10 protein-coding genes are annotated in these 12,766 nt (G+C 70.7%); 3 read left to right on the forward strand and 7 right to left on the reverse strand.

Going from position 1 to position 12,766, the window contains the following annotated elements; genetic code table 11:
* Window positions 1–2: 2 nt before the first annotated feature.
* From NNW99_RS14885 to NNW99_RS14895, 3 genes are read right to left on the reverse strand one after another with little or no spacing between them, the layout of a single operon-like run.
* Window positions 3–1,088, reverse strand: coding sequence for an acyltransferase (locus NNW99_RS14885; protein WP_215119588.1), 1,086 nt, complete (start codon window positions 1,086–1,088; stop codon window positions 3–5).
* Complete coding sequence (locus NNW99_RS14890) at window positions 1,088–3,358, reverse strand: bifunctional polysaccharide deacetylase/glycosyltransferase family 2 protein (protein WP_215119590.1); 2,271 nt, start codon at window positions 3,356–3,358, stop codon at window positions 1,088–1,090. Before NNW99_RS14890 ends, NNW99_RS14885 begins: the two co-directional genes overlap by 1 nt.
* 14 nt (window positions 3,359–3,372) lie before the next feature.
* Window positions 3,373–3,837, reverse strand: coding sequence for a hypothetical protein (locus NNW99_RS14895; RefSeq protein WP_215119591.1), 465 nt, complete (start codon window positions 3,835–3,837; stop codon window positions 3,373–3,375).
* Window positions 3,838–4,048: 211 nt separating this feature from the next.
* On the opposite strand from NNW99_RS14895, the gene NNW99_RS14900 reads away from it, so the two are divergent.
* Window positions 4,049–5,086: a chitinase gene (locus NNW99_RS14900; protein WP_215119593.1), complete on the forward strand. Its 1,038-nt coding sequence runs from the start codon at window positions 4,049–4,051 to the stop codon at window positions 5,084–5,086.
* Between the two features lie 44 nt (window positions 5,087–5,130).
* On the opposite strand, the gene NNW99_RS14905 is transcribed toward NNW99_RS14900, so the two are convergent.
* The 4 genes from NNW99_RS14905 to NNW99_RS14920 all read right to left on the reverse strand — a co-directional run bounded on the left by NNW99_RS14905 (window position 5,131) and on the right by NNW99_RS14920 (window position 10,615).
* On the reverse strand, window positions 5,131–5,577 hold the full coding sequence (locus NNW99_RS14905; RefSeq protein ID WP_215119594.1) for a hypothetical protein: 447 nt from the start codon (window positions 5,575–5,577) through the stop codon (window positions 5,131–5,133).
* A 17-nt stretch (window positions 5,578–5,594) separates the two neighbouring features.
* Window positions 5,595–6,794, reverse strand: a complete 1,200-nt coding sequence (mqnC, locus tag NNW99_RS14910) for a cyclic dehypoxanthinyl futalosine synthase (RefSeq protein WP_215119597.1) — start codon at window positions 6,792–6,794, stop codon at window positions 5,595–5,597.
* A 105-nt stretch (window positions 6,795–6,899) separates the two neighbouring features.
* Window positions 6,900–7,637 carry an A24 family peptidase gene (locus tag NNW99_RS14915; RefSeq protein ID WP_215119598.1) on the reverse strand — a complete coding sequence of 246 codons (738 nt, stop codon included), beginning with the start codon at window positions 7,635–7,637 and terminating at the stop codon, window positions 6,900–6,902.
* Window positions 7,634–10,615 (reverse strand): BTAD domain-containing putative transcriptional regulator, encoded by a 2,982-nt coding sequence (locus NNW99_RS14920; protein ID WP_215119599.1) that lies wholly within the window; start codon window positions 10,613–10,615, stop codon window positions 7,634–7,636. Before NNW99_RS14920 ends, NNW99_RS14915 begins: the two co-directional genes overlap by 4 nt.
* Before the next feature lie 318 nt (window positions 10,616–10,933).
* Between NNW99_RS14920 and NNW99_RS14925 the strand changes: the two genes are divergently transcribed.
* Both NNW99_RS14925 and NNW99_RS14930 read left to right on the forward strand, forming a co-directional pair.
* A complete protein-coding gene (locus NNW99_RS14925; protein ID WP_215119601.1) occupies window positions 10,934–11,581 on the forward strand; it encodes a hypothetical protein in 648 nt (215 codons plus the stop codon).
* On the forward strand, window positions 11,581–12,660 hold the full coding sequence (locus NNW99_RS14930) for a hypothetical protein (RefSeq protein WP_215124287.1): 1,080 nt from the start codon (window positions 11,581–11,583) through the stop codon (window positions 12,658–12,660). The genes NNW99_RS14925 and NNW99_RS14930 overlap by 1 nt, the downstream gene beginning before the upstream one ends.
* Window positions 12,661–12,766: the final 106 nt, after the last annotated feature.

Consider the following 12,766-nt stretch of genomic DNA (forward strand, 5'->3'; position numbering starts at 1 on the left):
GATCAGGGAAGGAGCCTCGGCTTCTTCCGTGCCGCCACGTCCTCCACCCACCCGCACAGCAGCACGAACACCGCGATCAGCACCCAGCCCACCCCGAACATGAACCACTGGCTGTCCAGGGGCAGGTACGCCTCGAAGGCCGGCACGTCCCAGAACCGGTCGATCAGAGGCACGGCGAGGATCAGGGCGATCTCGTGCCAGAGGTAGAGGGTGACGGCCCGGGCGTTGAAGACGGTCACGAGCCGGTCCAGCCGCCGGAACCGGGCGAGTCCCGCGAAGTCGGTCCGGAAGCGGGCCTTGGCGTACATCAGCAGCGTCACGAACCCGGCCGACCAGAAGGCCTGCGCGAGCGGGTTCTCGTCGAGGTCGTACGTGCCGTACTCGGCCTGGTGCGCGAGGGCGTACCAGCCGCCGTACGCGAGGGCGGCCGACGCGAGCGGGAGCAGCGCGGCGGGCTTCAGCCGGGCCAGGACGCCGTCGTGGTGCGCGAAGCCGAGGAGCCAGCAGAACAGGAACGTCGCCAGGTCCCACAGCGCGGCGCCGAGCCGGTCGTCCGGCGGCTGCCATACGAACTGGAAGGCCAGGACCGGCCCCAGGGACAGCAGCAGCACCGGGACGGGAGCGAGCCGGAAGAGCCGCAGCAGGAGCGGGGAGAGGAGCACGAACCACAGATACGTCCGCAGGTACCAGAGGATCTCCCAGGCCTGCTCGCCCCAGGCATTGCCCGGCGGGTCGCCGAGCGGCACCACCCAGTAGACGATCTGCCAGCCGGGCATCCAGCCGTGCACCAGCATCGCGCCGGCCACGAACACGCCCCAGAACCAGAAGGGCGGCAGCAGCCGACGGAAGCGGCTCCTGATCACGGTGAGCGCGGGGCGCTCAAGGGACCTCGCCATGAGAGTGCCGGCCAGGGCGAACATGACCCCCATGGAGGGGAAGACCAGCCCCGCCCAGGCCCAGCCGAAGGTGTGGTAGGTGACAACGCGGACGAGCGCGACCGCGCGAAGGGTGTCGAAGTAGCGGTCCCGCGCCGGGCGGGCGACGGCCTCCGGGAGCTCCCGCTCGGCCGTCCTGCTGTGCGCCCCCATCAGCCCGCCCCCGCCGGGGTGCCGACCTCGCCGGTCCGCTTCAGCTTCTGCCAGCGCAGCCGGCCGCCGGTCAGGGCGGTGACGCAGGAGTGGATGAGGACGAGGTACATCATCTGCCGGTAGGCGAGCTGTTGGAGCGGCATCATCAGCAGATAGCGGTACTTCTCGCGGTCCAGGCGGAAGGCGTACGCCGCGCACACGAGCTGGACGCCGAGCACCGCGAGCCACGCCAGCAGCGCCGCCTTGAAGTCGATGAAGATCATCGAGTAGGCCGTGAACACGTCGATGAGCGGGGCGAAGACCGGCGTGACGATCTGGAACAGCACCACCAGCGGCATGCCGACCCGCCCGAAACGCCCCGAAGGTCCCTTGTCCGTGAGCGACTTGCGGTGCTTCCACAGCGCCTGCATCGTGCCGTAGGACCAGCGGTAGCGCTGGGACCACAGCTGCTTGAGGGAGCCCGGCGCCTCGGTCCACGCGCGCGCGTGCTCCTGGTAGACGACCCGCCAGCCCGCGCGGTGCATCGCGATGGTGATGTCGGTGTCCTCGGCGAGGGTGTCCTCGCTCATGCCGCCGACCTGGAGCACCGCCTCGCGGCGGAACGCGCCGATCGCGCCGGGGATGGTCGGCATGCAGCGCAGCAGGTCGTACATGCGCCGGTCGAGGTTGAAGCCCATCACGTACTCGATGTGCTGCCAGGCGCCGATGACGGTGGTGCGGTTGCCGACCTTGGCGTTGCCCGCGATCGCGCCGACCTCCGGGTCGGCGAAGGGCTGGACGAGCTGCCGTACGGTGTCCGGCTCGAAGACGGTGTCGCCGTCCATCATCACGACGATGTCGTAAGCCGCGTTCCGTACACCGTTGTTGAGGGCGGCCGGCTTGCCCGCGTTGGCCTGGCGGATGACGCGCACGTTGGGCATGCCGAGGGACTCGGCGATCTCGGCCGTGCCGTCCGTGGAGCCGTCGTCCACGACGATGATCTCGATCGGGTGCGTGCTCTGCGCCAGCGAGGCGAGGGTGTTGGCGATGCACTCCTTCTCGTTGTACGCCGGGACGATCACGCTCACCGGCCGGGTGACCGTCGGGCCCCAGCTGAAGCGGCGTCTGTTGCGCAGGCGGTAGTGGCGGCGGGCCAGGACGAGCATCATCCCGAAGCGGCCGATGACGGCCACGCCGACCACCAGCAGGCCGACGGACAGCGTCGGCACGGCCCACTCGGCGACCGCCACGGCGGCGACCAGGGCCTTGCCCTCGTAGAGGATCGCGCCGGTGGCCTCACGGTGGGCGGCCTGGAGCGTGCTCGCGGTGCCCTGAGGGCCGTTCGCGGTGCCCTGAGAACCGTCCGCCGTGCCCTGGGGTCCTCCGGCTCCGGGCTGCTGCCCCGTGCCACGCCCCTGTTCCATGACGCCGCTGATGGTGGTGAAGGTGTACCCCTTCGCCCGCATCTTCTCGATGTACTGCGGCAGCGCCTTGATCGTCTGGGAGCGCTCGCCGCCCGCGTCGTGGAAGAGGACCGACGCGCCCTTGTTCTTCTTCGGCGTGGCCCACTGGACGATCTTCGAGACGCCCGGCCGCTTCCAGTCGTCGCTGTCGGTGTCGACGAAGACGCTGGTGTAGCCGTCCTCGCCGAGCTTCTTGTAGACGGGCCAGCTGTAGTTGTCGATGGCGTCCGTCTCCGAGGAGTACGGCGCCCGGAACAGGGTGGTCGTGATGCCGGCCGCGCCCGCCAGCGCGAGCTGGGTCTGCTCCATCTCGCGCCGGACCCGGGCGTCGCTCTGGTACGACAGGTCGACGTGCGTGAAGGTGTGGATGCCCACCTCGTGGCCCTGCTCGACCATGTCCTCGACGATGCCCGGGTAGCGCGACACCATCGAGCCGACCAGGAAGAACGTGGCGGGCACGTCGTACTTCTCGAGGATCGCCAGCACCTGGGGCGTCCAGGTCGGGTTGGGTCCGTCGTCGAAGGTGAGCGCGATCGTCTTGTCGGGGACGGAGACGGTCGTGGCCTGTCCGCCGCGGAAGGTGACGATGGGCCCGCCGTCCAGGACGTCGTCCGGTACGTCGCTGGAGCTGGCCCCGGTGCGCACGCGCTGGTCGCCGCCGACCTCGGCGCGCAGATAGCCGTCGAGGAGCATCACGCAGATCAGCGCGAGCAGGAGCAGCAGGGCGAGGATGACGCGCGGCTTCTGCAGCGCGGCGGCCTTGCCGGCGGCCCGCTCCATCCGGGAGGGGGCGCGGCGGCGGCCGCGGGAGGGGGTGGTCGTGGTCATACGGCGGCCCCCGGTCAGTCGGAGCCCGCGCCCGCGGCGGCGGAAGCCGAGGCGGACGGGGATGCGGACGGGGACGTGGTCGACGGGGACGCGGTGGAACCAGAGGCTCCGCCTTCGGTCGCCTGGGGCGGAGCCGAGGGGACACCGCTCGGCGGGGCGGCGCCCGGGCCCCCCGGCCCCACACCCCCCTGCCCCTCGCCCTGCGGCCCTCCGCCCTGCGGTTGGCCACCGCCGGGCCCCGCGCCCGCGAACGGCAGGAGCTGCGACGGTGTGAGCGAGGTGCCCCAGCCCATGAAGGCCGCGCCGAGCACGGCCGCGTACCCGAGGCAGACGACGCCCAGGACGAGACCGATCCGGCGCAGCAGCCGGGCCCGGCGTCCGGAGTTGTCAACGAACACGGGCCCTTCGGCGGACTCGTTGCCACGTTTGCGGCGGCGACCGCGGGTGACGCGGCTTTCGATGGCAGGCTCGGAATGCATTCCCCGGACATTAGGCGGGCTTTATGTGCCATAAACTTGGGTTCTGATGTGAGAGACCCATGAGAAACGACCGAAGCTGTCCTTTCTCTGAGAGTTTCCGGGAACACCTGCGGAACTCGATCCGAGCGCCCATCATCGTGAGACGTTTGCTGCCGGGAAACGTACTAGGGGTTTGGACCTTTATGACCTCACGAGAACGGGAGCGTGCGCTATGAGGAGTCACCGGAAGCGGGCGGCGGTCGGACTGGGCTGTCTGCTCGCCCTGGCCACCACGGCCTGCTCCGAGCAGGGCGAGGCGGCCCGTCCGGCACCCCCGGCGTCGGCCGCGCCCAGCGCCTCGTCACCGGCCGAGTCCGAGTCCGGAACCTCGAGTACGACCTCGTACGCCCCGTACGTAGACGCCAAGGACGCCTCCGCCACCGACTCCGCGGGCTCCCCCACGACGTACAACCTGGCCTTCGTCCTGGCCGGTGGCAGCGGCTGCACCCCGCGCTGGAACGGCACGGACGCCCTCGGCGACGCGGCGGTGAAGTCCCGTATCGCGAAGCTCAAGGAGGACGGCGCCGAAGTCCGGGTCTCCTTCGGCGGCGCCTCCGGCAAGGAACTCGCGGCGGCCTGCGACAGCGCGTCGGAGCTGGCGGCGGCGTACGGCAAGGCTCTCGACGCGGCCGGTGCCACCCGGGCCGACTTCGACATCGAGGGCGACGAACTGGCCGACTCCGCCTCCATCGACGTGCGTTCGAAGGCGATCGCGCTGCTGCAGAAGGAGCGTACGGATCTGGAGGTCTCCTTCACGCTGCCCGTGATGCCCTCCGGACTGGGCAAGGACAGCCTGGCGCTCCTCGCGTCCGCCAACGACAACGGCGTACAGGTCGCCACGGTCAATCTGATGACGATGAACTACGGATCGTCGTTCGACGGCGACATGGGCGGTTACGCCCTCGCGGCCGCCAAGGCCTCGCACACCCAGTTGAAGAAGGTCTTCGGCACATCGGACGCGGCCGCCTGGCGGGGCATGGCCCTCACCTCGATGATCGGCGTCAACGACGTGGACGGCGAGACCTTCACGCTCGCCGACGCCACCGAGGTCCGTGCCTTCGCCGAGGACAAGGGCATCGGGTGGGTGTCGATGTGGTCGGCGGCCCGGGACCGCGGTTGCGCGGACGGGGCGAAGACCGACAAGGCGGCGACCGACTGCAGTGGTGTGAAGCAGAGTTCGGGGGCGTTCGCGGAGGCGTTCTCGGGCTGACGGTTCAACGAGGCACTTCAGAAGGCCCCTTCGAAAGGAGCCGGTCAGCGCCGCCGATGCACCAGCCGCCCCGCACACACCGTCGCGACGCACTCCCCGGCCTCGTCGAACACGGCGAGGTCGGCCCGGCCGGTCGGCACGAGGGCGGGCCGGCGCGTGGCGGGCAGGACGACGACGTCGTTGCGCTCGGCGGCGGCCCGCAGTTCCGCCGAGTCGACGTACTCCTCAAGGACCGCCACCGCGCCGAGCTTCAGCACCGCGTGGACGCGTTCGCGCGGGCTCGGGGCGTCCGGGAGCGGGCCCTCGTGGACGCGGGCGGGGCCGAGGGTCCCGGGCCAGCTGCGCACCCGGGCCTTCGGGAACGCCTCGCGCACGTCGTCGAGCTTCCCGACGGCACCGATCCGGTCCCGCCCGACGACCACGGCGCCGTTCTTCACGGCATCGGAGTCCCAGGTGACACGGACTGCTTCCGCCGTGTGGATCGTCTCCAACTCTTCCCCGCAGCGGCCTAGTTGGGGGCAAGCAGCTTGAGCTCGGGGTGAGCCGTGCCGCCCTCGATGGCCGTGGACGAGAAGTGCGAGACCACGCGGTCGTCGGCGGGGTCGTTCGCCGGGTCGTCGTGCACGACGAGGTGCTCGTACGTGGTCGCCCGCTGGGCGGGCACCCGCCCGGCCTTGCGGATCAGGTCGATGATCTCCAGCCGGTTGGAGCGGTGCTTGGCGCCCGCCGAGGACACCACGTTCTCCTCCAGCATGATCGAGCCGAGGTCGTCGGCGCCGTAGTGCAGGGAGAGCTGGCCGACCTCCTTGCCCGTGGTCAGCCAGGAGCCCTGGATGTGGGCGATGTTGTCCATGAACAGCCGCGCGATCGCGATCATCCGCAGGTACTCGAAGATCGTGGCCTGCGTACGGCCCTTCAGGTGGTTGTTCTCGGGCTGGTAGGTGTACGGGATGAAGGCGCGGAAGCCGCCCGTGCGGTCCTGTACGTCCCGGATCATCCGCAGGTGCTCGATGCGCTCGGCGTTGGTCTCGCCGGTGCCCATCAGCATGGTGGACGTCGACTCCACGCCCAGTCCGTGCGCGATCTCCATGATCTCCAGCCAGCGCTCGCCGGACTCCTTCAGCGGGGCGATGGCCTTGCGCGGCCGCTCGGGCAGCAGCTCGGCACCGGCACCGGCGAAGGAGTCGAGCCCGGCGGTGTGGATGCGCTGGATGGCTTCCTCGACCGACACCTTGGAGATCCGGGCCATGTGCTCGACCTCGGACGCCCCCAGGCTGTGGATGACCAGCTGCGGGAAGGCCTGCTTGATGGCGGCGAAGTGCTTCTCGTAGTACTCGACGCCGTAGTCCGGGTGGTGGCCGCCCTGGAACATGATCTGGGTGCCGCCCAGTTCGACGGTCTCGGCGCAGCGGCGCAGGATGTCGTCGAGGTCGCGCGTCCAGCCCTTGTCCTTGGCCTTCGGCGGGGCGTAGAACGCGCAGAACTTGCACGCCGTGACGCACACGTTCGTGTAGTTGATGTTGCGCTCGATGATGTACGTCGCGATGTGCTCGGTCCCCGCGTACCGGCGGCGGCGTACGGCGTCGGCGGCGGCGCCCAGCGCGTGCAGCGGGGCGTCGCGGTACAGCGCGAGCGCCTCGTCCGGGGTGATCCGCCCACCGGCGGCTGCGCGGTCGAGGATGGGCTGAAGGTCGGCCTTCTCGGTCACCGGGCGTCCCTTTCGTAAGGGTTGTGGACGGACCAGGCCAGCGTACGCCAGCGGGTGTGCGGACTGGACGTCAGGCCGTCGTGCAGGGGTCGCTCGGGCCGGACGTCAGGCCGTGTAGGCGCCCACGAGCAGTCCCAGCAGGGCGCCCGTGATCAGGAACGGCCCGAACGCGATCGCCGTCTTGCGCGAGGCCCGCCGCGCGACGACCAGGGCGCCGCCGTACAGGGCGCCCAGCAGGAAACCGGCGAAGGTGCCGAGCATCACGGTCGGCCAGCCGTACCAGCCGAGCACCGCCCCCGTGCCCAGGGCGAGCTTGACGTCGCCGAAGCCCATGCCGGCGGGGTTGATGAGGAACAGCACGAAGTAGCCGCCGCCCAGCGCGAGCGAGCCGAGCAGGGCGGTCGTCCACTCCCCCGCGTGCTCGGGCACGAGCGCGGTGAGGCCGAGCAGGGCGAGCGCGGCCCCGGCGAACGGGAGCGTGAGCGGGTCGGGCAGCCGCCGCACCCGGAAGTCGACGGCCGTCAGCAGGACCCCGACGGGGGCGAGCAGCAGCCAGACGCCGAGCTCGGGGCGGGTGCCGGTGGCGGCGGCGAGGGCGGCGCAGACGAGGGCGGTGGCCATGACCAGGGGGGTCGTACGGGGCCCGTATCCGGCGCCCTCACCCTCCGGACATTCCGGGCAGGTAGCCCGCCCCAGCCAGCCCTTGAGGGCATGCCCGCCGGGGCAGCTGTCGCGCCACGGCTCCCCCGCCGGGGCCGAGAAGCGATAGGCCGCGCGGGGCAGGAACGCTCCCGCCGCCGCACCCCAGAGCGCGGCGGCGACGATCAGCAGCCCGGTGTTCATCCCACCGCGGCGATCGCGTCGCGCCACGTCGGCAGCAGCTCGTCGAGCAGTGCCTCGGTGCGCGGCGGCAGCCCGCGGGCCCCGCTGCGGCCGATGAGGTCGGTGGCGAGTGCGGTGAGCTGGGACGTGTCGCCGGTGGCGTGGGTGGCGCGCAGCAGCTCGTGCCACAGGCGCTCGTCGGCCGGGGCGGTGCGCAGGGCCGCGTTGAGGGCCTCGATGGCCTTCTCCGCGCGGTCCCTCTCCATGTGGAACTCGCACAGCGCGAGCCCGGTGTCCGCGACCAGCAGCGGCAGCTGGGCGTCGACGATCTCGTGGGTGAGCCACCGGTAGCGGCCCTCGGGCCGGTCGGCGAGCAGCGGCCCGCGCACCAGGACGAGCGCGTCGGTGAGCAGCCGCCCGCGCACGGCCCGGCTGTCGACGCCCTTGCCCTGCGTGGCCTCGTGATAGAGCGAGCGCAGCACGTCCAGGTCGGAGACGACGGACGTGGCGAGCGTGAGCCGCCCGGTCCCGTCCCGGCCGAGGCGGGGCGTACCGTCCGGGTCGGCGCCGAGCCACACCCGCAGCCGGTCCAGGAGCGCGTCCCGTACGTCGTCGGTGACGCCGCGCGGCCACAGCGCCGAGGCCAGCACGCGCGGGTGCACGCCCTCGCGGTGCAGGAGCAGCAGGGCGAGCGCCTCGTGCAGCAGCGGGCTGCGCTCCCCGTCCGGGGTGTCCAGGCCGATGATCTCGTACGGCCCGACGAGACGGGCGTAGACCGCCGGCCGCCCGTGCTCGCTGATGTCGACGAGGAACGGCGGGGTGGTCACGGGTCCGTTCGTCTCACGCTCGGGGTCGGCGTCGGTGAACAGCTCGACCACGGCGCGCTGTTGGGCGGCGGGCAGCAACTGGGCGTCGAGTTCGAGCCCGAGGAGCGGTGCGAGGAGCTTGCCCTGGCCGGTGATCTCCATCTCCCAGGCGGCGCCCGGCAGATCGCCGGTCTCGGTGCCGACGAGGTAGCCGATGCCGAGGCGTCCGGCGTCGGAGGCGAGTTCGGCGAGCTTGACGGCGTCCTCGGCGGACGGATGGGCGGCGAGGAGGACCAGGTGCGGGGCCCAGCGGGTGTGCTGGGCGGGACCGGTGCGGCCGGTGAGCACGGAGTCGTGCCCGGCGGCGCCGAGCGCGCCCCGGCGCTGCCGCGTCTCGGCCTCCATGGTCTCGACGAGCGCCTCGATGTCCTCGAGGTGCCGGATCCGGTTCGGGGCGAGCGGCGTCAGGTCCTCGCCGAAGCCGACGAGCGTGATGGTCATGCGGTCGGACCAGCCGTTGGTCGCCAACTCGGCGGCGACGGACGCGAAGACGGCGGCCCTGTCGGCCTCCCGGCCGCTCAGCGAGACGATGCCGGGCACCGCCTCCAGGTTGAGCAGCAGCCGCGAGTCGTCCATGGTGCCGAGGCTGACGAGCCCCGGGTAGGGAGCGGCGGTGTCGACGTCCTCGTAGCGCTCGCCGTCGGTCCTGGCCAGCATCCAGAAGGTCTGGTCCTGCCCCTGCTGCCAGGGGGCGGGCGGCTTCCCGGCGGGCTGGGCGAGCTGGAGGTGCAGGTCGCCGTTGCTCAGCCAGGCCGCGTAGACGACCGGCAGCGCGCGCGACTCCTCGGCGAGGGAGGCGGCGAGCCCCCGCAGACTCCGGTCGAGCAGTCGTACGCCCTCGGGGTCGGCGCCGACGAGCAGTGCGTCCTGGACGTCCTGGGCGTCCCCGGTCGGCGTGGGCGGCTCCATGCCGCGCCGACCGCCGATGGCCCCGAACGCCGACTGCCACAGCGCCTGCCGGCGCCGCCGTCCCAGGGCGCCGAGAAGACCGGCGGCGAGGAGAGGGGCGGTGAGAAGCGCTTCAGGAAGACCGAAGGAGCTGTCGGACTCGGCGTCGACACTGGTGGCCTGCTGGTGCCCGGTGTCCGGGGCGGGCCGCTGCTCGGGCAGGGACACCTGGGAGGCGCCACCACCGGCGTGCTCGTGCCCACCGCCCTCGGCGCCGGAACCGCCTCCGCCCTGGGCGTGATCGCCGCTCTGGGCGTAGTCGCTGATCTGCTGCTGCACATCGGGCGACACGTTGGGCGCCTCGTCGGGCATCTCCACGAGGTCGCCGCCGCGCGCGTCGCCCGGCATCTCCATGATCCAGCCGGGCCGGATGAGACTGGCCTCGGAGAGCTTGGAACCGTCCGGCTGCACACGGTCCTTGTTGAGGTCGAAGATCTCCTTGTAGCGACGCCCGTCACCGAGGTGCCGGTCGGCTATCTCCCACAGGGAGTCGTGGTGACGCCCCTCGGGCGGCTGGATCCGGTAGTACTTCGTGTCGCCCTGCTTGGCGGTGCTGCCGCCGGCCTCCGCGTGCGAGGCGGCGTGCGAGGCCTGTTCGGCGAGGGCGGAGGCGGTGTCGGCGGCCTGCTCCTGCTGCTGGGCGAAGAGACCGCCCGGGGTCTGCTGGGCCGCTGCCACGGTGGGCTTCTGGTTGGCGTCGTACGTCTGCCCGAGCTGCGACAGCCCGGGCGCGAAGCTGGCGGCCGTGGCGCCGACGAGCAGGAGCGCGGCGACGAGTTGCCGCGCGAGCAACTGACTGGGCCCGGCGCCCGGCACGCGTCCCGGCACACCGACCCCGGACAGCGCGGCCTTCATCTCGACGAGCACGCAGGCGGTGAACTGCGCCCACGCCAGCCACACCACGACGGTCAGGATGTTCAGGAACGTCTGAACGGTGATCTCTTGCTGCAGCCAGTCGAGGCTCGGCACCCCGTTCGGCAACGGCCACCCGATCTGCGTGGCCAGCGCGCCCGGCACGCCGACGAGCAGAACGGCCAGCGCGACGAAGGCGAAGAACGCCTTGACGAAGTCCCCGAACGACCGCCGCCGGATCCTCACCGGCTGCGGCGTCCGATTCCTCGGGGCCGTCGCTCCCGTCGTACTTCCCGTCGAGCTTGACGAGCTTGAGGTGCGGCGTCGCGGCATGGCGGGTGTCCTGGGGTCGTGTGTGGAGTGCCGTGAGGCAGAGCTGTGAAGTAAGGGGTGTGCTGAGCCTACAGAGATCTTATGGACTCTTTTTGGGGTCGTCGAAGGACGCAGGGAAGGAACCTTGCCGACGTCCGATTTGCCCCTGTAGTGGGTTGGAGTCGCGCGGGCGGCCGGACCACCGGAACGACCCCCTTCGCAATTGCCACGCACACCCCTCACGCACTCCACACAATCCACCACGGCCACTCAAGGGGCCACACACAGCCCCTGATAGCTTCGTTCCCTGTCGCACACGCCAACCTCGGGGGAGAATCCGTGGCCCGCCGCGCTCTGACCACCACCGCTGCCGTGTTCGCTACCACGGCGGCACTTCTGCTCACCGCATGCGGTGACGGTGACGACAAGCCGTCGGGTGACATCGAAGGAGCGGACACGGCGGCAAGCCCGTCAAATTCCGCCTCGGCATCGACGCCCTCGGGAGTCAAGCGCCCCGAGGTCACCCTCCCGAGCAGCTTCCGGTTGACCTTCAAGAACTGGACGAGCAGCGACCCCGACGAGCAGGCCGTACTCAACGACGGCAAGGAACAGCTCCGAGCCGGTTACGCGGCGATCATCGAGAACAAGCCCGACGGCGGTAACGCCCTTGCCTTCTACGACACGGAAGCCGGCCTTTCCCAGGACCGTGAGTGGCTCAAGTCCTACACGGACAAGAACGTCACCGTGATCGGCGAGCTCCCTGTCTTCGACCCTCAGGCCACGCTCTTCGCGAAGAAGACCAAGGCGCAGCTCAGGTACTGCACGGACGAGAGCAAGGCACAGACGAAGCACCGAAAGACGGGCGAGACGGTCGGGAATCCTCAGGGGACCGACCCCCAAGTGGCCTACGTCGTCACGATGCAGAAGAGCGAGCAGGGCGTGTGGCAGACCGTGTCCACGAACTCGACGAGGGGCGGTTGCTCCTGATGACGCGGTGCAAGGGAGCCGTGACCGCGATGGTCGGGACGGCTCTGACGGTCGCCCTCTCCACCGCTCCGGCTCATGCGGTCGGCGTGGGAAACGACAAGAAGCCCTCCGGCGGCGACACCGCGGGAGGCGCCGGTAGCGACGGAACCCTCTCGGCCTCCGTCTCCGACATCCAAGTCTCCTACCCCGAGGGCGGAGACGGCGGCGGCAAGAAGGGGAACCTCGGCACCGTCGACCCCAATTGGAAGCCACCCGCCTGCTGGTACGAACCGGCCATGACCTCCGAGCAGCTGAAGAAGTTCGTGGACACGGACAGCGGCGGCGATGTCGGAATCCACCATTCCTGGTGGGGCAAGGGGCTGTGGACCGACCACTACAGGGACGGCAAGCCCGCGGAGAATTTTGATCTGCACTCGCCCAAGAACAGCGTCTCCGAGGGGTACAAGAACTACAACCTCGGCAAGGACGGCTACTTCTGGCGCGGTGTCGCCCCCGACCCCGACGCCTCCGACTCCTGGGACTGCGGCCGCATCATGTTCTGGGTCGACGCCGACGAGGTCCCGGACGACCCGAACGCGCCCACCCCGCGAACACTTGCCGAGTACTCCTACGACAAGGTCAAGGTCCCGGAGACGAAGGTCGACCTGAAGCCGGAGGGCAAGTCCGTGGTCAACCTGCCCACATGGGTGTGGCTGGACAAGGGCACCTTCAAGGACGTCAAGGTCCGCGCCGAGCTCCCGAACACGGGCCTGTGGGCGGAGACGACCGCCAAGCCGGTCGCCCTTCACCTGGAGCCGGGCACGGAGGACGCCGAGACCTTCCCCGCCTCCGGCGACTGCGCGATCAACGACGACGGCAGCATCGGCACCCCGTACACCAAGGGCAACGCCGAGAAGACCCCGCCGTGCGGCATCCGCTACCTCCACGCCACGAACGGCACGCCGTACCAACTCTCCGCCAGCGTCACCTGGCAGATCACCTGGGAAGGCTCGGGCGGCACCGGCGGCGACCTGCCCGACGGCACGTTCGAGACGACTCAGGACATGAACGTCCAGGAGATCCAGTCGGTCAACCGCTGACCACCGGACTCCAGGGCGTTCGCAACCGCCACGTCACACTCCTCACCTTCCCCACACAATCCACCCCTGCCTCTCAAGGGCCGATTCCCCTCCCCTGGTAGCTTCG

Origin of the sequence: Streptomyces sp. CRCS-T-1 (assembly GCF_024442335.1) — a bacterium.
Classification (GTDB): Bacteria; Actinomycetota; Actinomycetes; order Streptomycetales; family Streptomycetaceae; genus Streptomyces; species Streptomyces koelreuteriae.